20 protein-coding genes are annotated in these 26,439 nt (G+C 72.8%); 15 read left to right on the forward strand and 5 right to left on the reverse strand.

Translation table 11 applies throughout. The features are described 5' to 3' along the window. Positions 1 to 16: 16 nt before the first annotated feature. Both guaB and STRNI_RS24190 read left to right on the forward strand, forming a co-directional pair. The gene (gene guaB, locus STRNI_RS24185; RefSeq protein WP_266446359.1) at positions 17 to 1,519 is read left to right on the forward strand and encodes an IMP dehydrogenase; all 1,503 of its coding nucleotides are present in this window, start codon (positions 17 to 19) and stop codon (positions 1,517 to 1,519) included. Between the two features lie 131 nt (positions 1,520 to 1,650). Continuing rightward, positions 1,651 to 2,766, forward strand: coding sequence for a GuaB3 family IMP dehydrogenase-related protein (locus STRNI_RS24190; RefSeq protein ID WP_018090847.1), 1,116 nt, complete (start codon positions 1,651 to 1,653; stop codon positions 2,764 to 2,766). 450 nt (positions 2,767 to 3,216) lie between these two features. Here the strand turns inward: STRNI_RS24190 and STRNI_RS24195 are convergent, their stop codons facing one another. Beyond that, positions 3,217 to 4,464: a nucleotide sugar dehydrogenase gene (locus STRNI_RS24195; protein ID WP_148591804.1), complete on the reverse strand. Its 1,248-nt coding sequence runs from the start codon at positions 4,462 to 4,464 to the stop codon at positions 3,217 to 3,219. A 217-nt stretch (positions 4,465 to 4,681) separates the two neighbouring features. Here STRNI_RS24195 and STRNI_RS24200 point away from each other — a divergent pair, with 217 nt between their 5' ends. After that, the gene (locus tag STRNI_RS24200; RefSeq protein ID WP_159487769.1) at positions 4,682 to 6,388 is read left to right on the forward strand and encodes a glycerol-3-phosphate dehydrogenase/oxidase; all 1,707 of its coding nucleotides are present in this window, start codon (positions 4,682 to 4,684) and stop codon (positions 6,386 to 6,388) included. 40 nt (positions 6,389 to 6,428) lie between these two features. Here the strand turns inward: STRNI_RS24200 and STRNI_RS24205 are convergent, their stop codons facing one another. Then, positions 6,429 to 7,595 (reverse strand): cytochrome P450 family protein, encoded by a 1,167-nt coding sequence (locus STRNI_RS24205; RefSeq protein WP_277411975.1) that lies wholly within the window; start codon positions 7,593 to 7,595, stop codon positions 6,429 to 6,431. A gap of 179 nt (positions 7,596 to 7,774) precedes the next feature. On the opposite strand from STRNI_RS24205, the gene STRNI_RS24210 reads away from it, so the two are divergent. From STRNI_RS24210 to STRNI_RS24220, 3 genes are all read left to right on the forward strand, one after another. Next, positions 7,775 to 8,251, forward strand: coding sequence for a MarR family winged helix-turn-helix transcriptional regulator (locus STRNI_RS24210; protein ID WP_277411976.1), 477 nt, complete (start codon positions 7,775 to 7,777; stop codon positions 8,249 to 8,251). 309 nt (positions 8,252 to 8,560) lie between these two features. Next, positions 8,561 to 10,693, forward strand: coding sequence for a serine/threonine-protein kinase (locus STRNI_RS24215; protein WP_277411977.1), 2,133 nt, complete (start codon positions 8,561 to 8,563; stop codon positions 10,691 to 10,693). 215 nt (positions 10,694 to 10,908) lie between these two features. Beyond that, positions 10,909 to 13,173 (forward strand): protein kinase, encoded by a 2,265-nt coding sequence (locus tag STRNI_RS24220; RefSeq protein ID WP_277411978.1) that lies wholly within the window; start codon positions 10,909 to 10,911, stop codon positions 13,171 to 13,173. 30 nt (positions 13,174 to 13,203) lie between these two features. Here the strand turns inward: STRNI_RS24220 and STRNI_RS24225 are convergent, their stop codons facing one another. Together STRNI_RS24225 and STRNI_RS24230 are read right to left on the reverse strand one after the other, a co-directional pair. Next, a complete protein-coding gene (locus STRNI_RS24225) occupies positions 13,204 to 14,391 on the reverse strand; it encodes a winged helix DNA-binding domain-containing protein (RefSeq protein WP_277411979.1) in 1,188 nt (395 codons plus the stop codon). Between the two features lie 48 nt (positions 14,392 to 14,439). Next, entirely contained in the window at positions 14,440 to 15,990 is a 1,551-nt protein-coding gene (locus STRNI_RS24230; RefSeq protein WP_277411980.1) for a class I adenylate-forming enzyme family protein, read from the reverse strand. A 129-nt stretch (positions 15,991 to 16,119) separates the two neighbouring features. Between STRNI_RS24230 and STRNI_RS24235 the strand changes: the two genes are divergently transcribed. The 4 genes from STRNI_RS24235 (at position 16,120) to STRNI_RS24250 (ending at position 19,402) form a co-directional block, all read left to right on the forward strand. Continuing rightward, positions 16,120 to 16,251, forward strand: a complete 132-nt coding sequence (locus tag STRNI_RS24235; protein ID WP_268251386.1) for a hypothetical protein — start codon at positions 16,120 to 16,122, stop codon at positions 16,249 to 16,251. Positions 16,252 to 16,256: 5 nt separating this feature from the next. Continuing rightward, positions 16,257 to 17,438 carry an acyl-CoA dehydrogenase family protein gene (locus STRNI_RS24240; protein ID WP_127151612.1) on the forward strand — a complete coding sequence of 394 codons (1,182 nt, stop codon included), beginning with the start codon at positions 16,257 to 16,259 and terminating at the stop codon, positions 17,436 to 17,438. A gap of 6 nt (positions 17,439 to 17,444) precedes the next feature. Beyond that, positions 17,445 to 18,443 (forward strand): acyl-CoA dehydrogenase family protein, encoded by a 999-nt coding sequence (locus STRNI_RS24245; protein ID WP_277411981.1) that lies wholly within the window; start codon positions 17,445 to 17,447, stop codon positions 18,441 to 18,443. Positions 18,444 to 18,916: 473 nt separating this feature from the next. Next, positions 18,917 to 19,402, forward strand: coding sequence for an ATP-binding protein (locus STRNI_RS24250; RefSeq protein WP_018092295.1), 486 nt, complete (start codon positions 18,917 to 18,919; stop codon positions 19,400 to 19,402). Positions 19,403 to 19,808: 406 nt separating this feature from the next. Here STRNI_RS24250 and STRNI_RS24255 read toward each other — a convergent pair whose 3' ends face one another. Next, positions 19,809 to 20,735: a cyclase family protein gene (locus STRNI_RS24255; RefSeq protein WP_274736420.1), complete on the reverse strand. Its 927-nt coding sequence runs from the start codon at positions 20,733 to 20,735 to the stop codon at positions 19,809 to 19,811. Positions 20,736 to 20,843: 108 nt separating this feature from the next. Between STRNI_RS24255 and STRNI_RS24260 the strand changes: the two genes are divergently transcribed. The 5 genes from STRNI_RS24260 (at position 20,844) to STRNI_RS24280 (ending at position 26,421) form a co-directional block, all read left to right on the forward strand. Further along, the gene (locus STRNI_RS24260) at positions 20,844 to 21,752 is read left to right on the forward strand and encodes an SDR family oxidoreductase (RefSeq protein WP_277411982.1); all 909 of its coding nucleotides are present in this window, start codon (positions 20,844 to 20,846) and stop codon (positions 21,750 to 21,752) included. Positions 21,753 to 22,020: 268 nt separating this feature from the next. Then, positions 22,021 to 23,202: an acyl-CoA dehydrogenase family protein gene (locus STRNI_RS24265; protein WP_277411983.1), complete on the forward strand. Its 1,182-nt coding sequence runs from the start codon at positions 22,021 to 22,023 to the stop codon at positions 23,200 to 23,202. Continuing rightward, positions 23,202 to 24,272, forward strand: a complete 1,071-nt coding sequence (locus tag STRNI_RS24270; RefSeq protein ID WP_159487787.1) for a Zn-dependent alcohol dehydrogenase — start codon at positions 23,202 to 23,204, stop codon at positions 24,270 to 24,272. Before STRNI_RS24265 ends, STRNI_RS24270 begins: the two co-directional genes overlap by 1 nt. Before the next feature lie 77 nt (positions 24,273 to 24,349). Further along, complete coding sequence (locus STRNI_RS24275; RefSeq protein ID WP_159487789.1) at positions 24,350 to 25,681, forward strand: MFS transporter; 1,332 nt, start codon at positions 24,350 to 24,352, stop codon at positions 25,679 to 25,681. 83 nt (positions 25,682 to 25,764) lie between these two features. Further along, positions 25,765 to 26,421 (forward strand): hypothetical protein, encoded by a 657-nt coding sequence (locus tag STRNI_RS24280; RefSeq protein WP_159487791.1) that lies wholly within the window; start codon positions 25,765 to 25,767, stop codon positions 26,419 to 26,421. Positions 26,422 to 26,439 lie beyond the last annotated feature (18 nt).

Here is a 26,439-nt window from a genome sequence, read left to right on the forward strand (position 1 = left end):
CATTGGGGAAGGTGTCATGAGTGACAACGTCGACGGTATGCCCGCCAAATTCGCCATGCTCGGGCTGACATACGACGACGTGCTGCTGCTGCCCGGTGCGTCGGAGGTGCTGCCCAACGCGGTGAGCACCGCGTCCCGGGTCTCGCGCAACGTCACGGTGAACATCCCGCTGCTGTCCGCGGCCATGGACAAGGTCACCGAGGCGCGGATGGCCATCGCCATGGCGCGGCAGGGCGGTGCGGGCGTGCTCCACCGCAATCTGTCCATCGAGGACCAGGCCAACCAGGTCGACCTGGTCAAGCGCTCCGAGTCCGGCATGGTCACCGACCCGATCACGGTCCGCCCGGACGCCTCCCTCGCCGACGCCGATGCGCTGTGTGCCAAGTTCCGCATCAGCGGTGTGCCGGTGACGGACGCCGCGGGCAAGCTGCTGGGCATCGTGACCAACCGCGACATGGCCTTCGAGATGGACCGCAGTCGTCAGGTCCGCGAGGTCATGACCCCGATGCCGCTGGTCACCGGCAAGGTCGGCATCTCCGGCGAGGACGCCATCGAGCTGCTGCGCCGCCACAAGATCGAGAAGCTTCCGCTGGTCGACGACGCGGGCGTCCTCAAGGGCCTGATCACGGTCAAGGACTTCGTCAAGGCGGAGAAGTACCCCAACGCCGCCAAGGACGCCGAGGGCCGGCTGGTCGTCGGTGCCGCGGTGGGCGTCGGCGGCGAGGCCTACGAGCGGGCGCAGGCGCTGGTCGAGGCCGGTGCCGACTTCCTCGTCATCGACAGCGCGCACGGCCACAGCCGCGGCATCCTCGACATGATCGCCAAGGTCAAGTCCAACATCAGCGTCGATGTCGTCGGCGGCAATGTCGCCACCCGCGACGGCGCCCAGGCGCTGATCGACGCGGGCGCCGACGGCATCAAGGTCGGTGTCGGCCCCGGCTCCATCTGCACCACCCGTGTCGTCGCCGGTGTCGGCGTGCCGCAGGTCACCGCGATCTACGAGGCGGCGCGGGCCGCGAACGCCGCGGGCGTACCGCTGATCGGTGACGGCGGTCTGCAGTTCTCCGGTGACATCGCCAAGGCCATCGCGGCCGGTGCGGACACGGTCATGCTGGGCTCGCTGCTGGCCGGCTGCGAGGAGTCGCCCGGCGAGATGGTCTTCATCAACGGCAAGCAGTTCAAGTCGTACCGCGGCATGGGTTCGCTGGGCGCGATGCAGTCCCGCGGCCAGGCCCGGTCCTTCTCCAAGGACCGCTACTTCCAGGACAACGTGCTCTCCGAGGACAAGCTGGTCCCCGAGGGCATCGAGGGCCAGGTGCCCTACCGCGGCCCGCTCGCCTCGGTCGCCCACCAGCTCGTCGGCGGCCTGCGCGCCTCCATGGGCTACGTCGGCTCCGCCGACATCCCCGAGCTCAAGGAGAAGGGCCGCTTCGTCCGGATCACCGCGGCGGGTCTCAAGGAGAGCCACCCGCACGACGTCCAGATGGTCACCGAGGCGCCCAACTACTCTCGTCGCTGAGGAGGGGGCGCGGCGCGCCCCTCCCCACGGCGCTACCACGGCCCTACCGTGAAGCCCGCGGCCTCCCCGGCCGCGGGCTTCGGTGTGTCGGGGATACTGGAACGGCAGACGTAGAGGGAAAGGCCACACACGTGACTGAGATCGAGATCGGGCGCGGCAAGCGCGGCCGCCGGGCATATTCATTCGACGACATCGCCGTCGTACCCAGTCGCCGCACCCGCGACCCGAAGGAGGTCTCGATCGCCTGGCAGATCGACGCCTACCGCTTCGAGCTGCCGTTCCTGGCCGCTCCCATGGACTCGGTGGTCTCGCCGCAGACCGCGATCCGCATCGGTGAGCTGGGCGGCCTGGGCGTCCTCAACCTGGAAGGTCTCTGGACCCGGTACGAGGACCCGGAACCGCTGCTCGCCGAGATCGCCGAGCTGGACGGCGCCACGGCCACCAAGCGGCTGCAGGAGATCTACGCCGCGCCGATCAAGGAAGAGCTGATCGGCCAGCGCATCAAGGAGGTGCGCGACGCGGGCGTCGTCACCGCCGCCGCGCTGTCGCCGCAGCGTACGGCGCAGTTCTCCAAGGCCGTCGTCGACGCCGGCGTGGACATCTTCGTGATCCGCGGCACCACCGTCTCCGCCGAGCACGTCTCCTCCGCGGCCGAGCCGCTGAACCTCAAGCAGTTCATCTACGAGCTGGATGTCCCGGTCATCGTCGGCGGCTGCGCCACGTACACCGCGGCGCTCCACCTGATGCGTACCGGCGCCGCCGGTGTGCTGGTGGGCTTCGGCGGCGGCGCCGCGCACACCACGCGGAACGTCCTCGGCATCCAGGTCCCGATGGCGACCGCGGTCGCCGATGTCGCCGCCGCGCGCCGCGACTACATGGACGAGTCCGGCGGCCGCTACGTCCACGTCATCGCCGACGGCGCTGTGGGCTGGTCCGGTGACCTCCCGAAGGCGATCGCCTGCGGCGCCGACGCCGTGATGATCGGCTCCCCGCTGGCCCGCGCCACCGACGCGCCGGGCCGTGGCCACCACTGGGGCATGGAGGCGGTGCACGAGGACGTGCCGCGCGGCAAGCGGATGGACCTCGGGGCGGTCGGCACGACGGAGGAGGTGCTGTTGGGGCCGTCCACGACCCCCGACGGTTCGATGAACTTCTTCGGTGCGTTGCGCAGGGCGATGGCGACGACCGGGTACTCCGAGCTGAAGGAATTCCAGCGGGTTGAGGTGACGGTCGCCCCTCGGCGCTGACTCCCACGTTGTCGGGTGACCCCGCCGTGCGTGTCCCGCCTGTCGGCGGGGGGTGTGTTTGGGGTGGGGCCCCGGTTTGTGGTGGGTGCCGGGTTCGGGGCCTCCGGGGTGGGTGTTCGGACTGCTTCGCTTTACGTCCGAACACCCACCCCTCCGGCCCCGCCCCCTCCCGCCGTTGAGGGACCCCACCCCGGTGGGGGTGAAGAAAACAAAAGACCAGTAGCTCGGCCGCGCCACGGTGCGGCCGAGCTACTGGTCTTTTAAGACCCTCACCCCCACCGGGAGGGGGCGGGCCGGAGGGGGCGGGTTTCCGGACGTAAAGCGAAGCAGTCCGGAAACCCGCCCCCGGAGGACCGACCCCGGCACCCACCACCAGCAATAAGCGGCCCCCGCCCAAACATCCCCACCCCCGCCGGGAGGCGACACGGCGCCGCAGACGACAACGTGCGGCTACAAACGATGCGCGGAACCCGTCGGAGTGGCACCCCTGGTGTCCAGTAGCAGCTGCGCTTTTACGGCGAGCCCCTGGAGGTCGTACGTGCGATGCGGCTGCAGCAGGACCGTCAGGTCCGCGGCGGCCGCGGCCTCGTACAACGAGTCGGCCCTAGGCACGGGCCGACCTAGTACGTTCCACTGGGGGACGTACGGGTCGTGGTACGTGAGGTGCGCGCCCAGTTCCATCAGGCGGGAGGCGATCTCGCGGGCCGGAGAGCCCGCCTGGTCGCCGATGTCCGGCTTGTAGGTGACGCCGAGGAGCAGGATCCGCGCGCCACGGGCGGATTTGCCGTGCTCGTTGAGGAGGGTGGCGCAGCGCTGGATGACGTAGCGCGGCATCCGGCCGTTCACCTCCTGGGCCAGTTCCACCATGCGGAGCGGGTGGCCCAGTGAACGGCCCTTGTAGGAGAGGTAGTTGGGGTCGATGGGGGTGGCGTGGCCGCCCACCCCGGGGCCGGGGCGGAAGGCCTGGAAGCCGAACGGTTTGGTCTCGGCGCAGCGGATGACGTCCCACAGGTCGACGCCGATGTCATGGCAGAAGACCGCCATCTCGTTCATCAGGGCGATGTTGATGTGGCGGTAGTTGGTTTCCAGGAGCTTGGCGGTCTCGGCCTCGCGGGGCCCGCGGGCGCGGACGACCTTGTCGGTGAGGCGGCCGTAGAAGGCGGCGGCCGCCTCCGTGCAGGCGGGGGTGAGGCCGCCGATGACCTTGGGGGTGTTGGCGTAGCGGTGGGTGCGGTTGCCGGGGTCGTGGCGGCCGGGGGAGCAGGCGAGGTGGAAGTCCCGTCCGGCGGTGAGGCCCGAGCCCTCCTCCAGGAGGGGGCGCAGGAATTCCTCGGTGGTGCCCGGGTAGGCGGTGGATTCGAGGATCACCGTGGTGTGCGGGCGCAGTTGTGCCGCCAGTGTGCGGGCGGCGTCGGCGAGGGCGGTGAGGTCCAGGGCGCGGTCCTCGCCGAGGGGCGTGGGCGCGCAGAGGACGGCGGTACGGACCCGGCCGAGGGTGGTGGGGTCGGTGGTGGTGCGGAAGCCGGCGGAGAGCAGCCGGCGGAGTTCGGTGGCGGACAGCGGCCCGTCGGCGCCGGAGAGCCCGGCGGTGTGCGGGTCGGGGTCGTAGCCGATGGTGCCGATGCCGGCGGCGGTGGCGGCCTGGGCGAGAGGGAGGCCGAGGTGACCGAGTCCGATGACGGCGAGGTCTGCGGGCATGCTGCGGCCGTCCTTCCCGAGCGACTGCGATGGGCGTGTGCGCATGACGTGTGCGGAGGGCGCATAAATACACTAAGCGGATATTTGACCCAGAATAGGGATTGGTGGATCAAGGCGGCGGGGTGTTGCCGTCAGGAGCGAAGGGTGGATACCGGCACGCGGCGCGGACAGAATCGACGGACGGCGGGTGTGGCCCCGATCACAGCGGGAGGCAGCAGTGAAGACAGCGATACTGGGACCGGCGCAGCGGGCCGAGGCGCTCGCCCGAATGGCGGAGCGGGAGCTGGACATTCTCGTGGTCGGCGCCGGAGTCGTCGGCGCGGGGACGGCGCTGGACGCGGCGACGCGCGGTCTGTCCACCGGACTTGTCGAGGCGCGTGACTGGGCGTCGGGCACCTCCAGCCGGTCGAGCAAGCTCATCCACGGTGGTCTGCGGTATCTGGAAATGCTGGACTTCGCGCTGGTCAGAGAGGCGTTGAAGGAGCGCGGGCTGCTGCTGGAGCGGCTGGCCCCGCATCTGGTCAAGCCGGTGCCGTTCCTGTATCCGCTGCAGCACAAGGGCTGGGAGCGCTGGTACGCGGGCTCCGGTGTGGCGCTGTACGACGCGATGTCGGTCTCGTCGGGGCACGGCCGCGGACTGCCCGTGCACCGGCATCTGTCGCACAAGCGGGCGCTGCAGGTGGCGCCCTGTCTGAAGAAGGACGCGCTGGTCGGCGCGCTGCAGTACTACGACGCGCAGATGGACGACGCGCGCTATGTCACCACGATGGTGCGGACCGCGGCCGCCTACGGGGCGCAGGTCGCCAACCGGGCACGGGTGGTGGGCTTTCTGCGCGAGGGCGAGCGGGTGGTCGGCGTGCGGGTGGAGGACGTCGAGGGGGGCGGCGACTACGAGATCCGGGCGCAGCAGATCGTCAATGCCACCGGGGTGTGGACGGATGACACCCAGGCGCTGATCGGGGAGCGCGGCCAGTTCCATGTCCGTGCGTCGAAGGGCATTCACCTGGTCGTCCCCAAGGACCGGATCCACTCCACGACCGGACTGATCCTGCGGACGGAGAAGAGCGTCCTGTTCGTCATCCCCTGGGGGCGGCACTGGATCGTGGGGACGACGGATACGGACTGGGACCTGGACAAGGCGCATCCGGCGGCCTCCAGTGCGGATATCGACTATCTGCTGGAGCATGTGAACGAGGTGCTCGCGACCCCGCTGACCAGGGACGACGTGGAGGGGGTGTACGCGGGGCTGCGCCCGCTGCTGGCGGGCGAGTCGGACGCCACCAGCAAGCTGTCGCGGGAGCACACCGTCGCGCATCCGGTGCCGGGGCTGGTCGTGGTGGCCGGCGGCAAGTACACGACGTACCGGGTGATGGCGAAGGACGCGGTGGACGAGGCGGTGCACGGCCTCGACCAGCGGGTCGCGGACTGTGTGACCGAGGACGTGCCGCTGGTCGGGGCCGAGGGCTACCGGGCGCTGTGGAACGCGCGGGCCCGGATCGCGGCCCGCACCGGACTGCATGTGGCCCGCATAGAGCATCTGTTGAACCGCTACGGCTCGCTGACCGAGGAGCTGCTGGAGCTGGTGGTGGCCGATCCGTCGCTGGGCGAACCGCTGGCGCACGCGGACGACTATCTGCGGGCCGAGGCGGTCTACGCCTGCACCCACGAGGGCGCCCGCCACCTCGACGACGTACTGACCCGGCGCACCCGTATCTCCATCGAGACCTTCGACCGGGGCACCCGCAGCGCCCGCGAGGTGGCGGAGCTGATCGCGCCCGCGCTGGGCTGGGACGGCGACCAGATCGAGAAGGAGATCGCGCACTACCAGAAGCGCGTCGAGGCGGAGCGCGAATCGCAGCGGCAGCCGGACGATCTGACGGCGGATGCGGCGCGGCTGGGGGCGCCGGACATCGTGCCGCTCTAGAGCGCCCTGCTACCGGGCCGCGGGCCGGAGCGGGAAGCCGTCAGCCGTGCAGGGCGACGGGGAGGGCGGTCAGCCGGCTTCCCTGCAGGCCGCCGATGCCGGTCAGCCGGAGCTCGGTGAAGGGGACGGTGAGGCGGGCGTCGGGAAAGTCGGTGCGCAGCACCGCAACCACCGCGCGCAGTTCGAGGTGGGCGAGCTGGGCGCCGATGCAGAAATGCGGGCCGGCGCCGAAGGTGAGGTCCGGTCCGGCGGAGCGGGCCGGGTCGGTGTTGATTCCCTGGATGTCGACGAGCACGGGCGCCCGGGCGGGCAGTCGTGTCCCGGCGAGTTCGGTCTCGGTGGTGGTGAACCGCCAGAGCGTGAACGGGGCGGGCGGGTGCTGCCGCAGCGTGTCGCGGACCAGTGCGTCGAGGTCCGTCCGGTCCGCCGGGCCGCGGTGCAGGCCGGTGGCGAGTGCACGGGCGATCAGGACGCCGAGGGATGCGTCGGTGGTGAGCTGTCCGGCGAAGATCAGCCCGAACAGGTGGTACTGCAGCTGGTCCCGGGTGGTGTGCGCGGGGACCCGGTCGCGCAGCTCCGCGGCGAGTCCCCGGCCGCCCTCGTCGAGCCCACAAGCGGCGAGTTCGCTGAGGGCGGCGATCGCCCTGCCCTGTGCGCCGGGCTCGTCGCCGAACATCTGCCGGCAGCCGTCGGCGGCCCGGTCGACGTGGTCGAGGGGTATGCCGAGCAGATCGAGCAGGACGGTGAGCGGATAGCGGGTGGTGAAGCCCGCCATCAGGTCGACCACCGTGCGGCGGGCGCCGAGTTCGGTGAGCAGCTCCCGGGCGATCGCGTGGACCCGTTCGGACTGTGCGCGGATCCGCTGGGCGTTGAGGAGCGGAGCGTGGGCGCGTCGCAGAGCGGTGTGCTCGGGGCCGTCGAGGGTGGTGAGGGAGGGCTGTTCGGCGGCGGTCTGCTCCAGTCCGGCGGTGTGCCGGTCCCAGCCGGGTGGCGCGAACGCGGGGTCCTTGACGATCCGGGGATCGGTGAGCACCTCGCGGGCCAGGGCGTCATCGGTCACGATCCATGCCGGTCCGCCGGCCGGGGCGACCACTTCCACGAGGGGGCCGGCGGCCCGCAGCGCGGCGCGGACCGGATCGGGCTCGGTGAGGCCGCGGACGGTTGCGGCGAACGGGTCGATGCCGTCGAGGCGGGGGGCGTTCAGCATCAGCGCTCCAGGGAGTCGGGAGGGGAGTGGGGAAACATACCTCTGCCGTGAAGTGGCTCGTTGGTGAAGAAACTTTATGGTGAAGTGATTCCAGCGGGAAGCTATGGTGAGCCGCGGCGGGTTGTCAACATGTGCCGCCGCCTGCGGTGCCGGTGGCGACGGGAAGGCGGAGGGGCCTCGTGGAGGAACCGGTGTCCGGCGGTGTCGGGGCGCAGCGTGAGCGGCTGGCGGAAGGGCTCAGGAACTACGGGGCGACCTTCACCGAACTGGGCCGTCGCTTCGCCGCCCGGATCGGCGTGCACTCCACCGACGCGTTCGCCCTGCTGGAGATCGCCTCGGCCGAGGAGCGGGGCGCCCCGCTGTCACCGGCCTCGCTCGGCAGGCGTATCCCGCTGTCCTCGGGGGCCATGACCGCGCTGCTGAACCGCCTCGAAGAGGCCGGGTATGTCACCCGCACCCGCGGACACGCCGACCGGCGGATCGTCACCCTGCACAGCAGCCCCCGGGTCAGGGAGCTGGCGGACGAGTTCTTCGGTCCCGCCAACGCGCGCCAGGACGCGGTCCTGTCCCGCTACCCGGCCGAGCTGCTGGAGCAGTTCGAGACCCTGCTGTCCGAGCTGAGCTCCGCCATGGAGGACGGGTCCGACAGTCCCTAGCTGGCGGATCGTCACCCTGCGCAGATCCGCCACACCGGCCGTGGGGAAACGCGCGGCGGGGAAGCCGTCGCGGGTGCGGAGGGTGCGGGCCGCGGCCGGGCGGCGCGGGCGCCTCGTCACCGGGACTGCCGTTCGCCGGGGCCATCATGACGGGTACGAGGTGTCGTCCCGCACCGACCCGGGCCTTCCGCACGGCCGCGGATGAGGGAGAATGAAGGCTCTGCCAGGGTGGGTTGTCCGAGTTGGGCCAGTTTGGTGATCGATGGGACGTCGAAGCTGCCAACTCGGCTGGATTGCAGAGGGGATTCAGTGGGCGACGAGGTCGAGATGAACGGCAAGGAGGGCAGGCTGCTCGCCGGCCGGTACCGGCTCGCCGATGTTCTCGGCCGGGGCGGCATGGGTACCGTCTGGCGGGCACGCGACGAGGTCCTGGGCCGTACGGTCGCAGTCAAGGAACTGCGCTTCCCGGGCGGGGTCGAGGAGGACGAGAAGCGTCGTCTGATCACCCGCACGCTGCGCGAGGCCAAGGCGATCGCCCGGATCAGGAACAACGGCGCGGTGACGGTCTATGACGTGGTCGACGAGGATGACCGCCCATGGATCGTGATGGAGCTGGTCGAGGGCCGCTCGCTCGCCGAGGTCGTCCGTGACGACGGCCCGCTCACCCCGCGCCGGGCCGCCGAGGTCGGCCTGGCGGTGCTCGATGTGCTGCGTGCCGCCCACGCCGAGGGCATCCTGCACCGCGATGTGAAGCCGTCCAACGTCCTGATGTCCGACGACGGCCGGGTCGTGCTGACCGACTTCGGTATCGCCCAGGTCGAGGGCGACCCCTCCGTGACCTCGACCGGCATGCTCGTCGGCGCCCCCTCCTACATCTCCCCAGAGCGCGCCCGCGGCCACAAGCCGGGCCCGCCGGCCGACATGTGGTCGCTGGGCGGGCTGCTGTACGCCTGTGTCGAGGGCGTGCCGCCGTACGACAAGGGCTCGGCGATCGCCACGCTGACGGCGGTGATGACCGAACCGGTCGAGCCGCCGAAGAGCGCCGGTGCGCTGGAAGAGGTCATTTTCGGCCTGCTGGTGAAGGACCCGGCGGCCCGGCTGGACGACGCCGGTGCGCGGACGCTGCTGCTCGATGTGGTGCACGCCCCCGAGGCGCAGAAGCCGGAGCCCCCGCTGGACGAGACCCGGGCGATGGTGCTGCCGACGGTGCCCAAGGAGCGGGCGAAGGCGAAGCCCGAGAGCGCGCCGAAGCCGAAGCCCGCCCCCAAGTCGCGGGTGCCGCGCAAGCCGAAGCCGAAGCCGGCCGCCGCCCCGGTGGCGGAGCCGGCGGCCGGGAGCGGGTCCGCGTCCGACGGTACGAAGGCGGGCAAGAGCAAGACCGGCGCCGCCAAGCCCGCGGCCGCCAAGGCCGCCGCGACGAGCACCCCGGAGCGGACCGAGCGCCCGCAGCAGTCGGCCACCCCGGCCGCCGAGGAAACGACCGCTGCGGACCGGGCGGGCTCGGGCGTGTCCCGTCCGACGCTCACCCGCCCCGGGTTCGACACCGATGCCGCCAAGGAGCGGCTGCGCGCCGCCCTGCAGACGGTCCGTACGGCCGCCACTGCCGCTGCCGACGCCGCGCGAGCCCGTGCGGACTCCAGACCCGGTGACGGGAACCGTCCGTCGACGCGTGCTTCGGTGACCGATGTCGTCCCGCGCCGCACGCTGATCATCGTGGCCGTGATCGTCGCCCTGGCGGTGCTGGGCACGGTCCTGGCCGTCGCGCTGAGCGGCGGTGACACCACGAAGAACAGCGGCAAGCCGGCCGGCAAGCACGACAAGGCGTCGTCCGCGGCGAAGGCGAAGCCCTCCACGGAATCGGCCGGGACGGGCGAGGACGCGAAGGACGGGCCCGCCTCGCCGGCCCCGCAGACGCCGGGCGGGGTCAGCCCGGCCGAGGACAAGGGCGACACCGGCGGGAAGGACGGCAAGGGCGGCAAGGCGGTGCCGGACGGCTTCGCCCAGGTCTCCAACGGCCGGTTCCACTTCGGTATGGCGATGCCCAAGGGCTTCAAGCAGACGGCCACCGCGGGGCAGGGCTCCGGCGTCATCTACAGCGCCTCGGGCGGCTTCCCCCGCGTCCAGGTGGACTACAACGCCGAGCCCGGCACCGACGCGGCGGCTTCCTGGCGCAGCCTGGAGCCGGCCGTGCGCGGCTCCAGCGAGGACTACCACCTCATCAGCATCAAGTCGGTGAAGTGGCGCGACTATCCGACCGTCGCCGACTGGTCCTTCACGCGACGGCAGAGCGGCCAGAAGGTGCGGGTCCTCGACCGCGGTTTCAAGGCCGACGACCAGCACGGCTACGCCATCATGATCACCTGCAAGGCGGACGCCTGGTCGGAGAAGGAGTGTCAGAACGTGGTCAGGACCGCGTTCAAGACCTTCGCGATCAAGGACTGAGCGCGGGACCGGGGCAGCGGCCGGGCGATGAGCGGACAGAGCGCGCGTCGTTGCGCAGACCGGGCCGCAAGCTCCGGTGCGGGCACGTATCGTGAGACCGCGAAGACCGTACGCATCCGCAATCGGCGGGAATACGACCGGAAGTGACCGGAGGCGCCAGCGCCGAGGGCGTTCCGGCGCGACGGTAGACACAGCGCGCGCTGCGGGGAGGCGTCGTGGACGAGTACGCGGGAAGGGTGCTCGCCGAGCGTTACCGCCTGCCGTTGCGGCCCCTCGGCGACGATGACTTCACCGAGTCCCGGGCGTTCGACACGTTCAGCGGACAGGAGGTCCTGGTCCGCCAGGTGCCGCTGCCGGAGGTCGTCGAAGCGGAGGTCGTGGGCGCGGAGCCGGCCGGGCCCGCCGAGGGCGGTGCCGGCGGCCGCTACGGTGCCCCGCGGCTGACCGGCGGGGCGGGGGTGGCCGACCGCAGCCCCCGGGACCCCGCCGTACGACGCGCGCTGGACGCCGCGACGACCACCGCCCAGCTGGCCGACCACCCCCGGCTGGAGCAGGTCTTCGACGTCTTCGCGCAGGACGGCAGCCTGTGGATCGTCGCCGAACTCCTCTTCGCCCGCCCGCTGTCCGCGCTGCTCGCCGAGCGGACGCTGTCCCCGCACCGCGCCGCGGAGATCGCCGCGGATCTGCTCACCGCGCTGCGGGTGCTGCACGCTGAGGGCCGGCTGCACCGCAACATCACCGCCCGTACGGTCCTGGTCTGCGACGACGGCCGGGCCATCCTGACCGGTCTGGCGGCGGGCGCGGCCCAGGAAGCGCTGTGCGGAGCCGAGCCGCCCACCACGGCCGGAGCCCTGCCGGACGAGCCCGCCCCGGACGCCCCTGCCCCGGACGCCCCTGCCCCGGGCGAGCCCGCACCGGCCGGACCCGACGCCAAGACCTCGCTGACCAAGCCCGCCCCGGACGGCGGCACCGCGCCCGCGTACGGCCGGCCCACCGCCGGGCTCGCCGCCGAACGGGCCCGCCAGGCGCGGCTGACCGTCATCGGCCCGGTCACCGAGCGCTGGGCGCCGGAGCAGGCCGGGCCGGTGCACGAGAACTGGCAGCTGGCGCCGCCGGTCGGCCCGGCCACCGATCTGTGGGCGGTCGGCGCGCTGCTCTACCGGAGCGTGCAGGGGCAGCCGCCGTTCCCCGAGGACAACGCCGTCGAACTGGCGCAGCTGGTCTGTTCGCAGCCGCCCGCGGACGCCGAGGAGTGCGGGGCGCTGCGGCCGGTCGTCGAGTCCCTGCTGCGCCAGGACCCGGCCGACCGCCCGGATGCCGAGGAGCTGAGCGGCTGGCTGCGCTCCTTGATCCGTACCGCACCGGAGCCGGAGGTCGGCAGCCGACTGGTGACGATGCCGGCGGAGGTGGCCGACCCGCGGCGGCTGCCGATCGTGCGGCGCCGCGGCGAACTCGTCCGCAAGGGGCGGCACAAGAAGACCCGGACGCCCCGCCGCGCACGGCCGCAGCCGGCACCGGCCGCCGTGAGCGCCGCCGCGGCCGCACCGCCCGCGCCGCAGGCGCCGGCCCCGGAGCAGTCCACCCCGCTGGTCTCCACCGCCCGCCCGCCCCGCCCCCCGAAGCAGCCGAAGCCGCTCCGGCAGTCCAGACCGGCCCGCACGGCCAGGTCCGGCAACCCGGCCCCACCGCCCGGACGGGGCGGGCCCGCGGACCGGGACCCGTACGAGCAGCAGATGAGCGGGCAGGCCGGCCCGGCCACCGCATCCCGCCCGTCGCGTGCACCGCGCCACCTCGGCCGGGTGCTGCTCACCGCGATCCTGCTGCTGCTCGTCGGCGCGGTCGTCTATGCGATGGCGTTCCTGCCGAAGTCCGGTTCGGACTCCAAGGCGGGTGAGCGCGGCGCGGACCGTACGGGCACCTCGGGTGCGGCGCCCGGCGGCAGTCCCGCACCGTCCGGGGACGAGGAGAGCGACCGCGACCACGCCTCCGCCGGCACCGGCGCCCCGCAGTCCACCGCGCCCGCCGAGCTCGCCAAGGGCTTCGAGGTGCGCAGCGACCCGAAGGGATTCCAGGTCGCGGTCCGCAAGGACTGGCAGCGGCGCGGTGCGAACGACCGGGGCCAGGTGCGGTACGTCGGCGGGGACTATGAGCTGGTGGTGGTGCCCGGCCGCGACACGACGGCGCGCTTCGGCACCGACCCGATGGCGTATCTGCAGAACGAGGAGCCCGAGCTGGCGCCGTACCGCTCCTCCGGCTGGGCCTCGGCCTCCGGCCTCCAGCGGATCGACGTCGGGAAGACGGCGATGGCCGAGGGCACCTTCTCCTGGCGCGACAGCAGCGGCCGCGAGGTGTACGTACGGAACCTCGCGATGATCCACAAGGGCCGCTACCACCTCGTCCTCGTCATCGGCCCGGACCGCGGCCGGCACGAGGTGGACCAGCTCTACGGGCAGGCGACGAGCGCCTACCGGCCGCGCTGAGGCGGCCTGGCGCCGGCCCGCCGCCGGTCGCTACCGGCTCAACTCCCGCTCCAGCGGCGTACGGAAGCGCGGGGTGACACGGACCCCACCGACCCAGTCCGCCAGCCGGGCCGCCGCGTCCGCCACCGCCGCTTCGGCCTCGCTGCCTCCGTCGTCGGTCAGCAGCCGCCAGACGATCTCACCGTTCGCCCGCTGGGCCCAGCCGCCGATGATCCGGCCGTCCCACCACACCGTCGGACCGATGTTGCCGCTGCGGTCGACGAGTTGCGGCACCTGGTCCGGGGCGAGGTACCAGTCGCGGGCCTTCCAGCCCATCGTGGTGGGGTCGAGGCCGGGCAGCAGAGCGGCCCAGGGTTCGGGTGCGGCGACCGGGCCGAGGTCGTCGGGCAGTGCGACGCCCGTGGTGCCGCCGTCCAGGGTCACTTCGACGGCGCCGGTGGCGGCCAGCGCCTGCCGGGTGGCGGTGAGCGTCCAGCCCGTCCACCACCTGAGGTCCTCGACGGTCGCCGGGCCGTACGAGGCGAGCCAGCGGCGGGCGAGTGCGGCGCGCGCCTCGGGTGCCGGTGGCGCGGGCACTTCGGCGAACGCGGTGCCGGGCGTCCAGCGGAAGGAACTGCTGGTCCAGCCGCCGCGCGGCCGTCCGCGCCGGATACGGCCCTCGGCGGCCAGCACGCGCAGGATGCGGCTGGAGACGGCGACCGTGGCCTGGTAGGGCTTGCCGGGGGAGACCACGATGGCCTCGCGCAGCTCGGGCACCTCCGCGGTGAGCTCGGCCGCGGTCGCCGCACCCCGCCCGCCGAGCACGGCCAGCACCTTCGCCTCGGCCTCGGCCAGCCGCCGCTCGTCCCACCCCGGCGCGCCCTCGGTGAGCCACCGGACCAGCCCCGCCCGCTCCTTGGCGGCGACCGCCCGTGCGGTGGACGAGGCGACGACCGGTACGAGCCCGGCGCCGACCGCGAAGAGGGTGCGGCGCATCCCCAGCATCCGGACCAGCGAGCCGTCGTCGTACAGCGCCCGCTCCACCTCCGCCGGATCCGGCTCGGCCAGCCGCGCGCAGGCCGCCAGATGAACGGTCGCCGGATCGCTGGCATGCAGCCCCACGACCGCCTCGGCGACCTCCTCCACGCGGTCCGCCCGGTGCCCGCCCGCCAGCAACTGCCGCCGCCCGAGCCGGGCCCGCCGGCCGGCGGTGTCGATATGGGGTCGTGAGTGGCTCATGGGGGGAGCGTAGGAGGGGTGGAGGACAGCGAGTGTCCGCATGGGCGGTCATTGGGGCGGCGGGTCGGGCGCCTCACCCCGCCCCGGCCCACCGCCCCCGAACCGCTCCCGCAGCTGCTGTTTGCGGACCTTGCGCAGGGTCGTGTCGCGGGGCAGGGCGGGCAGCAGCTCCAGCTGTTCGGGGAGCTTGTGCGGGGCGAGGCCGTGGGAGAGGAGGTGCGCGGAGAGGGTGGCGAGGGTCAATTCCCGTGCTCCCGGGGGTTGTTCGACGACCGCGCAGACGCGTTCGCCGCGGGTGGTGTCCGGCAGGCCGACCACGGCGGCGTCGGCGATGTCGGGATGGCGGGAGAGGAGTTCCTCGATCTCCTGGGCGGAGATGTTCTCGCCCTTGCGGATGATGATGTCCTTGAGGCGGCCGGTGACGACGAGGTGCCCGCTGGGGGCGAGGTGGCCGAGGTCTCCGGTGGGGAGGAAGCCGTCGGCGTCGAAGGGGGCGGGCTCGTCGAGGTAGCCGCGGCAGACGGCGGGGCCGCGCAGCCGGATCTCCCCGCTCCCGGGGGCGATACGGATCTCCATGCCCGCGGGGGGCCGGCCGTCGGTGCCGGCCAGGTGCCCGGGGCTGTCGTACGGGTCGCCCATGGTGACCATGGGGGCCTCCGTCATGGCGTAGCCGTGGGTGAGTTGGCAGCCGAGCCCGGCGACGACCTCGTGGTACAGCGCGGGGGGCTTGGGCGCGCCGCCGCCGGCCAGCAGCCGCAGCGACGGCAGCAGCCGGCGGCCGGGCGGAAGCTTGCGGGCCTCGGCGAGGAAGAGGGCGTAGAAGGCGGTGGAGCCGCCGGCGAGGGTGACGCGGTGGCGGCGGTAGGCGGCGAGCGCGCCCGGTAGCGCGAAGTGCTCCAGCAGGACGGCCGGGATGCCGTGCTCCAGCAGCATGACGGTGTAGTCGGGCCCGGCGACATGGGCGTACGGGAAGGCCATCGAGCCGATGTCCGACGGGCCGAGGCGCAGCGCCGCGCCCAGCCACCGGCCGGCCGTCCGCAGGCTGCGGTCGGTGTGCAGCACGCCCTTGGGGGCCGCGGTGGTGCCGGAGGTCCAGTAGATCCAGCGGACCTCGTCGTCGTCGGCCGGCGGCGGGGGCAGGACGGCCGGGTCGGCGTCGGGCAGCGTGTCGTACGCTTCGATGACGGTGAGCGGACCGGGCAGACCGGCGGCCAGACGGTCCGCCATGGCGCGGTGGTCGAAGCCGCGCCACACGCCGGGGACGGCGAAGAAGGCCGCGCGGGTGCGGCGCAGCACCTGGCCGACCTCATGCGCGCGGTAGAGCGGCACGACCGGACTCTGGACGGCGCCGATCCGTGCCAGGGCGAGGCTGAACAGGACGGTTTCGATCCGGGTCGGCAGCTGCCAGACGACCCGGCTGCCGGGCCGTACGCCCGTCTCGTACAGGCCGGCCGCGACCCGTTCCGCGCGCCGGTGCAGGGCGCCGAAGGTGATCCGCCGCTCCTGCCGGGCGGATTCGGCCCCCTGGATGAGGGCGGGCGCGTCAGGGGTACGGGCGGCGCGCCGGGCGACCAGGTCCCAGAAGGTGGTGCCGGTCATCTGGCCCTCCCCTTCGCTGACGATGCGTCAGATCGCCCGCCGAGATTAGAGGCCGGCGCCTTGTCGGTCCAGAGGGGCCGGGCTAGCCTCGTTCTGACGGTGCATCAGATACGAGGTGAGGGGACAGCGATGGCGAACCCGAGGGAGCTGCCGCGCAGCATCGGCGTCGACGGCCGTGCGACCGGGCCCGCGCACTTCTCCGGCCACGGGCCGGTGCGCGGCAATGCGGTCCGCGGGCCCGGCCCGGACCTCGGCAAGTAGCCGCCATGGACCTCACCTGCACACCCGAGGAGGAAGAGTTCCGGGCCCGGCTGCGCCGGTGGCTCGGCGAGGTGCTGCCCCGGCTCCCCGCACCGCCCGCCGCGACCGACTGGCCGGGCCGCCGGGCGTACGACACGGCCTGGCAGCGGATGCTGTACGACGCCGGATACGCGGGCCTGCACTGGCCGCGGGACGCCGGCGGGCAGGGCGCCACCCCCGCCCAGCACCTGATCTTCCTGGAGGAGACGGAGCGCGCCGGGGCGCCCTACGTCGGCGCGAACTTCGTCGGGCTGCTGCACGCGGGGCCCACCCTCGCCGCCGAGGGCACCGCCGAGCAGCGCGCCCGCTGGCTGCCGCCGATCCTGCGCGGCGAGGAGATCTGGTGCCAGGGCTTCAGCGAACCGGACGCCGGCTCCGACCTCGCCGCGCTGCGCACCAGGGCCGTCCGCGACGGGGACACCTACGTCATCAACGGCGCCAAGATCTGGACCTCGCACGCCGAGGTCGCCGACTGGTGCGAACTCCTGGTCCGCACCGACCCGGCCGCGCCCAAGCACCGCGGCATCAGCTGGCTGGCGATGCCCATGGACGCGCCGGGCGTGACGGTCCGGCCGCTGCGCACCCTCGCGGGCTCGACGGAGTTCGCCGAGGTCTTCCTCGACGACGTACGGGTCCCGGCCGGGAACCGCGTCGGTGCGGAGAACGACGGCTGGCGGGTGACGATGGTGACGCTGTCCTTCGAGCGCGGCACCGCCTTCGTCGGCGAGGTGGTGGCCTGCCGCCGGGTGCTCGGCGCGCTGGCCCGCGCCGCCCGGGCCAACGGCCGCTGGGACGATGCCGTGCTGCGCCGCAGACTGGGCAGGCTGCACGCGGAGTTCACGGCGCTGTGGCGGCTGACCCAGTGGAATGTGAGCGAGGCGATGCGGGCCCCCGCGCGCGGTGGGCAGCGGGGCAGCGGCGGCGTCCCGGGAACCGGTGGCTCGGTCTTCAAGCTGCGCTATTCGCACGCCCGGCAGGAGCTGTACGACACGGCGGCCGAGGTGCTGGGCGCCGGGGCGCTGGACGCGGACCACGAGTGGGTCGCGGACCGGCTGTCGTCCCTCTCGTACACCATCGCGGCCGGCACCTCGCAGATCCAGCAGAACATCGTCGCCGAGCGGATCCTCGGCCTGCCGAAGGGGCGATGACCGGCGATGGACTTCCAACTCACCGATGAGCAGCGGGCGTTGAAGGACGGCACCCGGGAGCTGCTGGCCGGGCGGTTCGGCCGGGACCGGCTGCGGGCGGCCGTCGAGGACCCCGGACCGGACCGTGCGCTGTGGCGCGAGCTGGGCGCGGCCGGGTTCTTCGCGCTGCGGCTGCCGGAGAAGGGCGGCGGGGTGGGGCTGGGGCTGCCGGAGGCGGTGCTGGTCCTGGAGGAGGCCGGGCGCGCGCTGCTGCCGGGGCCGCTGGTGGCGTGCCAGCTGCTGGCCGGAGTGGTGGACGGCGTCGCGACCGGGGAGAAGACCGTCGGGCTGTGCGAGGGGGCGCGGGAGCCGGTGCTGTGGGAACACCCGGCCGGATGCGATGAGTTGATCTTGGTGGAGGGTGGCGAGGAGGGGGGTGGCGAGGTGGAGGGTGACGAGGAGGAGGGCGCACGGGAGCGCACGGGCGGTGCGTACCGGAGCGCGTCGGACCGGGTGTCCTGCGCCCCTTTTGCTTCCGTCGATCCCCTCACCCCGCTCGCCCGCGTCCTGGACCTGCCGCGCACCGACCCTGTTGCCCTGGACGTCCCCCGGCTCCGTCGCGAGGCGGCGTTGCTCACCGCGGCCCAGCAGCTGGGCAGCGCCGTCCGCACGGTCGAGATGGCGGCCGGCCACGCCCGTGAGCGCGAGCAGTTCGGCGCCCCCATCGGCTCGTTCCAGGCGGTCAAGCAGCTGTGCGCACAGATGCTGGTACGGGCGGAAATGGCCCGGAGTGCGGTGTATGCGGCGTCGATCACGGAGAGTGTTCTCGACATCACGGGCGCGAAGTTGCTCGCCGACGAGGCCGCGGTGCGTAACGCACGGGACTGTCTGCAGGTCCACGGCGGAATGGGCTTCACATGGGAGGCCGATGTCCATCTGCATCTCAAGCGGGCCTGGTTGCGCGCCGAGTGCTGGGGGGCGGCGGGCGAGGCGGAGGAGCTGCTGGCCGCGGGCTTGATCGCCTGACGGCGCGGGCGCGAAGGCCGTTCCGGAGGTGCGCGGTGGCCGGTGATGTCAGACTCTCGCACCCCGTGTGCGGAATGTCGGACTCACCATGCAGAAGTGGTCACGGAGTGTCGATATCGGGTTGTGTCCTAGGCGTGACTCGTCACAGGGGGGAGTCGGCGCTCCGCTCGGGTACTCTCCGTTGGGTGCGAGTGGTTCTGTGGCGCAACGAACCCGGTGCCGTCGGAATGACGGCTCCGGGGTACGGACTGCGCGCCGCCCGCCTAAGGCAGGGGCCCGGTCGCCCCCCTTGTTCGACTCCCCGCAAAGTGCGTCGCACAGTATGCAGGACGCATACTCCCTTGCGCTGGAATATGCCCGAAGCGCTTGTTGGGGTGACTCAACGTCAACCATGCTGTGCATCGCCGGGGTCACGCACCGTGACTCCGTGGAGGCGCGAGGCGATGTTTCCGCCGGTTCGGATGGTGTGAGCGGTGCAGGTGCTTCAGGTGCAGTTGGACGTACGGCCCGACCCCGCGGAGGTGGGGCGGGCCCGGCGGTGGGCCCGGTCGCGGCTCGTGGGTTCCGGTATAGGGGTCGATGAACCGCTCGCGGAGACGCTGATCCTGTTGATCTCCGAGCTCGTCACCAACGCCGTGGTGCACACCGGCGCGGCGGCCGAGCTGCGGATGTGTTTCTCCGGCTCGGGCGCCGTGGTGGGCACGGTCCGGGTCGAAGTGGCGGACGCCAGCGCCCGCCCGCCGCGCCAGCGGCACGCCGACGGCGACGACACCAACGGCCGCGGCCTGGAGCTGGTCGACGGCCTGGCCGACCGCTGGGGCTGGCAGCAGGAGGGCGCCGGCAAGCGGATCTGGTGCGAGGTGGACCGCGGCCGGCCACTGCTGTTGGCAGCCGGGTCCGATCTGGGTGCTTATGAGCCCCATTGCACGGCCTCACGCGCTGTGACACACCAGGCGTAATCGAGCTGATTGGCGCACCAGCGGCGCACTGCCGTCAGGTAGGGCGAATCGGGCGTAACGAAATTAGTCCATACCAGGTGTTGACGTGGCGTGCTCAGTTGATCACCCTTGGGTGAAGCGATGCGCCGCGAGGGGACGCCGAGGTCGTGGGGAGGGCCGGGATTCCGGTCCGGGGCCTTGACGAGTGCGGATCGTGGCCTGGTCGGGGGCCCTGGCGGGAGCCGGGGGAGGGTGGCGGTCCGCGGTGCCGTGCTCGGGGCGCGCATGAGCGCACCGCCACCTGGTCGGCCGGGCGCCGTCGAGTCGCCGGCCGGTGCGGTCGGCGACTCGGCGCGGCCGCCTCGGTGGGCCGCCCCGGAGGATCGCCTCGGTGGACATCCTCGGCGGACCGCTTCGGTGGACCGCCTCAGAGGATCGCTACGGGGGCGACGGGTGCGCCGGACGCTCCGACGAACGGTTCGGCCATGGCGGACAGGAAGAACGCGTAGCGGCCCTCTTCCGCGCAGGCCGTCGACAGCTCCTCCAGATTCCAGTTCTGGCCCTGCAGCATGCCCATCTCCACGAGATGGAGGGCGTGCACCGGCATCCACAGGTTCTCGATCTCCGGCGGGAAGATCTCGAAGGTCAGGGTGTCGTTGGCGACCGCCGCGACATCGCGTGCATGGAACCACTCCGGAGTGCGCAGCGACAGGCCGGGTGACGGGAAGGCGTAGGCCTGCCGGTCGCCGGCGAGATAGTGCCGCAGCTGTCCGGTCCGGACGAGGACGATATCGCCGGACCGGACCGTCGTCCCGGCCAGTTCCTCGGCGGCGTCCAGGTCCTCCGGTGTGACGGCGTGCCCGCCGGGCAGCACGTCGGTCCCGCGCGCCCGGGCCACGTCCAGGAGGACCCCGCGGGAGACGAGCGGGGTGGCCTTCTCGATGCCGAGGCAGGTGGCGCCGTCGTGCGCGGTGACCGAGTCGGCGGGCCGGTTGTTGTAGAGCCGCCCGGAGTGGGAGACATGGGTGAGGCCGTCCCAGTGGGTGGCGGACTGCAGGCCCATGGTGACCGCGTCGTCCGAGGTCGCGACCGTACCGGGGCCGAAGATCTCCTGGTTGATGGCCGTCATGGTGTGCAGCGGATTGACCCGGCCCGGTATCAGGCCGGTCTGCACGCCGTCGTGCTGGAGGGGGAGGGCGAGCGGGATACGGCGGCCGCTGTGGATGCCGGCGGCGGCCTCCCGGACGACCTGACCGGTGATCAGGTTGAGCGTGCCGATCTCGTCGTCCGCGCCCCAACGCCCCCAGTTGTTCACGCGTTTGGCGATCTCGTGGAACTCCTGTGGCAGGGGCATGGGCCCTCCTCGGGGCGGCCGGGCCGGGTTCGGCCCGGGGTCTTGTGTTCGTACCGGGTCTGCTCAAAAATCTAACGGTCCGTCAGAAACTGCGGGAAGGGTCACGGCATGGGGAACTTCTTGGCCGGCAAAGTGATCGCCGTCACGGGGGCGGGCCGCGGCATCGGCCGGGCGGTCGCCCTCGCCTGCGCGGAACAGGGCGCGAAAGTGGTCGTCAACGACTACGGGGTCTCCATCGAGGGCGGCGCACCCAGCAGCGAGGTCGCCGAGTCCGTGGTGAAGGAGATCGAGGCGGCGGGAGGAGTCGCGGCCGCGGTCGCCGACGATGTGTCGACCATGGCCGGCGGCCAGCGGATCGTGGACACCGCGCTGGCGCAGTACGGACGGATCGACGGCGTGGTGTGCGTGGCCGGGATCCTGCGCGAGCGGATGCTCTTCAACATGACCGAGGAGGAGTGGGACCCGGTGGTCGCCACTCATCTGAAGGGGACGTTCACGGTGTTCCGGGCGGCGGCGGCGGTGATGCGGCGCCAAGGGTCCGGGACGCTGGTGGGCTTCACCAGCGGGAATCACCAGGGGTCGGTTTCCCAGGCCAACTACGCCTCCGCGAAGGGCGGGATCATCTCGCTGGTGCGGAGCGCCGCGCTCGGGCTGCACAAGTACGGGGTGACGGCCAATGCGGTGGCGCCCGTCGCGCGCACGCGGATGTCGGCGAAGGTGCCGATGGAACTGACGGAGATCGGTGAGCCGGAGGACGTGGCGGCGCTGGTCGTCTATCTGCTGAGCGAGCGGGCCCGGGAGATCACCGGGCAGGTCTATACGGTCGCCGGGCCGAAGATCGCCGTCTGGGCCCAGCCGGTGGAGCTGCGCTCCGTATATGCCGAGGGGGGCGGGTGGACGCCGGAGCGGGTGGCGGAGGTGTTGCCGGGGTGCGTGGGGGTGGATCCGATGCCGATGTTGGGGCGGGTGGCGTCTATGGCTGCGGCGGCGGAGGCGAAGGCGCGGCCGAATCGGTAGGTGGCGGGCCCGCGTTTTCGGCTTTCCCGCCATGGTTGTTGCTCGCCGTTGCGCCGGCCGCTGCGCGGGGCTTGGGCGCGGGTGATGCTTGCGGGTTCCCCGCCGTTGCGCCTGCGGCGGGCTGGGTGGGTGTTGGGTGCGGTGACGGGCCTCCGGGGCAGGGGTGTGGGACTGCTTCGCTTTACGTCCCACACCCCTGCCCCTCCGGCCCGTCCCCTCCCGTGGGGGGAGTTCTGGAGGTTGGTGGGGGTTGGTGTGGGAGGGCGTTGTGGACTTTGAGTTCGGGAGTGCGGATGAGGCGTTCCGGAGTGAGGCCCGGGAGTGGCTTTCGGGGCATCTCGTGGGGGAGTACGCCGCGTTGGCGGGGGTGGGGGGTCCCGGGAGTGAGCACGAGGGGGTTGGGGGGCGGCGGGCGTGGGAGCGGGAGTTGGGGAGTGGGGGGTGGATCGGGCTCGGGTGGGAGGGGGCGTACGGGAATCGGGTGGGGAGTCTGAGCCAGCAGGTCGTGTGGGCCGAGGAGTATGCGCGGGCCGGGGCGCCGGGGCGGGTGGGGCACATCGGGGAGAACCTGCTGGCGCCGACGCTGATCGCGGAGGGGGACGAGGCGCAGCGGCGGCGGTTTCTGCCGGCCATCGCCCGGGGGGAGGAGCTGTGGTGCCAGGGTTACAGCGAGCCCGAGGCGGGGTCGGATCTGGCGGGGCTGCGCACGGTGGCGGTCCGGGACGGGGCCGGGTATCGCGTCAGCGGGCAGAAGGTCTGGACGTCGCTGGCCCGGGAGGCCGACTGGTGCTTCGTGCTGGCGCGGACGGATCCGGGGGAGCGGCGGCACCGGGGGCTGTCGTTCCTGCTGGTGCCGATGGACCAGCCGGGGCGGATCGAGGTGCGGCCGATCCGGCAGATGTCGGGGACGGCGGAGTTCAACGAGGTGTTCTTCGACGGGGCGCTGGCCCCGCACGTGGTGGGCGGGGAGGGCGCGGGCTGGCGGGTGGCGATGGGGCTGCTGGCGCGGGAGCGGGGGGTGTCCACGCTCGTGCAGCAGATCGGGTTCGCTGCGGAGCTGGCCGCCGTGATCGCCGCCGCGGTGCGCTGCGGGTCGCTGCGGGATCCGGTGCTGCGTGATCAACTCGTGGGACAGTGGGCCGAGTTGAAGGTCATGCGGTGGAACGCGCTGCGGACCCTGGGTACCGCCGGGGACGCGGGGGCGCCGAGTGTGGCGAAGCTGCTGTGGGGCGGCTGGCACCAGCGGCTCGGGGAGCTGGCGATGCGGGTGCGGGGCGCCGCGGCGGCGCTCGGGCCGGTCGACTGGACCGCGCGGGCGCCGTACGAACTCGACGCGCTCCAGCGGCTGTTCCTGTTCACCCGGGCCGACACCCTCTACGGGGGCTCGAACGAGATCCAGCGCAACATCATCGCCGAGCGCGTGCTCGGCCTGCCCAGACTGGAGCGGTGATGAGAGGCGTCATATTCGACGGCGAGCAGCCCCGGGTCGTGGACGATCTGGAGGTGCGGGACCCGGGCCCGGGTGAGGTGCTGGTCGGGATCCGGGCCGCGGGGCTGTGTCACAGCGATCTGTCGGTGGTCGACGGGACCATTCCGTTTCCGGTGCCGGTGGTGCTGGGGCACGAGGGCGCGGGGGTGGTCGAGGCCGTGGGTGCGGGCGTCGGCCATGTGGCGCCCGGTGATCATGTCGCGCTGTCGACGCTGGCCAACTGCGGGGCGTGCGCGGAGTGCGACCGGGGGCGGCCGACGATGTGCCGGAAGGCGATCGGGATGCCCCAGAAGCCGTTCCGGCGGGGCGAGCGCGAGCTGTTCAGCTTCGCGTCGAACTCGGCGTTCGCGGAGCGTACGGTCGTCAAGGCGGTGCAGGCCGTGAAGATCGCCGAGGACATTCCGCTGACCTCGGCGGCGCTGATCGGGTGCGGGGTGCTGACCGGCGTCGGGGCGGTGCTCAACCGGGCGAAGGTGGACCGCGGGGACTCGGTCGTGGTGATCGGGGCCGGCGGGATCGGCCTCAATGTGCTCCAGGGCGCGCGGATCGCCGGGGCGTCGGTGATCGTGGCGGTGGACGCCAACCCCGCGAAGGAGGTGGTGGCGCGGCAGTTCGGGGCGACGCACTTCATCGATGCGTCGGCGGTGGCCGACAGCGTCAAGGCGGTGAAGGAGGTCCTGCCGACCGGCGCCGACCATGCCTTCGAGTGTGTGGGCAGCACCCGGCTGATCCGGCAGGCCGTCGATCTGCTGGACCGGCACGGCCAGGCGGTGCTGCTCGGTGTGCCGCCGGCCACCGCGGAGGCCTCGTTCCTGGTGTCGTCGATGTATCTCGACAAGTCGATACTGGGCTGCCGTTACGGGTCGGCGCGACCCCAGCGGGACATCGCGCTCTACGCCCGCCTGTACCGCGAAGGGCGGCTGCTGCTGGACGAGTTGGTGACCCGTACGTATCCGGTGGAGGACTTCGCGGAGGCGGCGGACGACGCCCATCATGGGCGGGTGGCGCGGGGTGTGCTGACGTTCGGATAGGGCCCTGGCCCGATCCTGATGAACCCTGGCCTTCCGGCCACTCGTTCCGTCCGGGGGTGACGGACGAAGCTGCTCCGGTGACCCAGACACCCGAACTGCCTCTGCGCACGGCGGACCCCGCCCCTGCCCCGGCGCCCCGTCGGCGGCGCCCGCACCGGGCCTGGTCCGTCGCCGCCGTCACCTTCCTCACCATCATCGGCGCGGCCGGTTTCGCCTCCCTCCCCGGTCTGCTCATCGAGCCGCTGCACGCCGAGTTCCACTGGTCGCGCGGCACCATCGGTTTTGCGGTGTCGGTGAACCTCGCGCTCTACGGGCTGACGGCGCCGTTCGCCGCCGCGCTGATGGACCGGTTCGGCATCCGGCGGGTGGTGGCGGTCGCCCTGACGGTGATCGCGGCCGGCGCCGGGCTGACCGTCTTCATGACCGCGAGCTGGCAACTCGTCCTGTCCTGGGGGGTGCTGGTGGGCCTGGGCAGCGGCTCGATGGCGCTGGCCTTCGCGGCGACGGTCACCGGCCGCTGGTTCACCGCCCGGCGCGGGCTGGTCACCGGCATCCTCACCGCGGCCGGCGCCTCCGGTCAGCTGGTCTTCCTCCCGCTCCTCTCCTGGATCATCGACCGGCACGACTGGCGGCCGGCCGCGGTGACCGTCGCGCTCGCCGCGCTCGCCGTCGTCCCGCTGGTGTGGCTGCTGCTGCGCGACCACCCGGCGGATGTGGGCGTCGCGCCGTACGGGGCGAGGGAGTTCGTCCCCAAGCCGCCGCCGCAGCGGGGCGCGGCCCGGCGTGCCGTACGGGCGCTGGTCTCGGCGGCCCGTACGGGTCCGTTCTGGCTGCTGGCGGGCACCTTCGCGATCTGCGGTGCCACGACGAACGGCCTGGTCAAGACGCACTTCGTGCCCGCGGCGCACGATCACGGCATGCCGATGACGGCGGCCGCCTCGCTGCTCGCGGTGATCGGGATCTTCGATATCGCCGGAACCATTGCGTCCGGCTGGTTCACCGACCGCTTCAACACCCGCCGGCTGCTGGCCACCTACTACGGGCTGCGCGGCCTGTCCCTGATGTTCCTGCCGCTGCTGCTGTCCGACACCGTCCACCCGCCGATGGTCTTCTTCATCGTCTTCTACGGCCTCGACTGGGTGGCGACCGTCCCGCCGACCATCGCCCTGTGCCGCGAGCACTACGGCGACGACGGCGCGATCGTCTTCGGCTGGGTGCTGGCCGCCCACCAGGTGGGCGCCGCGCTGATCGCCTTCCTGGGCGGCCTGGCGCGCGATGCGTTCGGTACGTACAACCCGGTCTGGTACGCGTCCGGCGCACTGTGCGCCGTCGCGGCGCTGATGGCCCTGGTCATCCGGCAGCGGAGGGAGGGCCCGGGGGACGCGAGGGTGGTCGCGGCCCAGGGCTGATTCCCCACGCAGGCCCGAGAGCGCCCCGGTGGCGGGGCGGACTCTTGCGCGGGGCATCATCCCGGTGAGAGGGGTGATGGGGGATGGGGACGACGGGGGACGGGGCCGGCGGGGCTGACGGGGCCGGGGTAGCCGGCGGGGCGGTCGGTACGCCCGGGCGGGCCGGTGAGACCGGCGCCCTTGGTCCGGTCTGGAGCGGCCGGACCCTGCTGGTCTCGATGGCGGCGCTGCTGGCCGAGGCCGTCATCGTGGCGGTCGGGCTCACCCTGTACTCCTTCACCCAGGAGGGCCCGGCCGGCAATGGGTTCATGGCGGCTTTCGTGCTGCCGTTCGCACTGGTCCTCGGCGCCCTCCCCGGCTTTGTGCTGACGGCCACCCTGGTGCTGCCCACGCTGTCGCTGGCGCGCCGGGCGGCCCGGTGGGGAGGGTGGCACGGGCGGCCGAAGTGGTGGTGGACGGCGGCCGCCGCCCCGTTCACCGCGGCCGGTGCGACCCTGGCATACGGGACGGTGCTCGCGCTCCTCACCCGCTCGGCGGGGCCGCCCCGGGTCTACCTCGTGTGCTGGCCGGCGCTCACCGCGGCCGCCGTTCCCGCGGCGCTGCTCGCCGCGGTCGCCGGACGGGGCACCGGGGCCCGGCGGACCGTCCGGCTGATGCTCACCGTCGTGGGCACCGGCTTCCTGGCCGCGTTCGTACTGGGTGTGTGCGCTCTCGGGGCGGGCCTGTTGTCCGCGGTATGAACCTCGCAGGCCGGGCCG

It is taken from the genome of Streptomyces nigrescens, assembly GCF_027626975.1.
Lineage (GTDB): Bacteria > Actinomycetota > Actinomycetes > Streptomycetales > Streptomycetaceae > Streptomyces > Streptomyces nigrescens.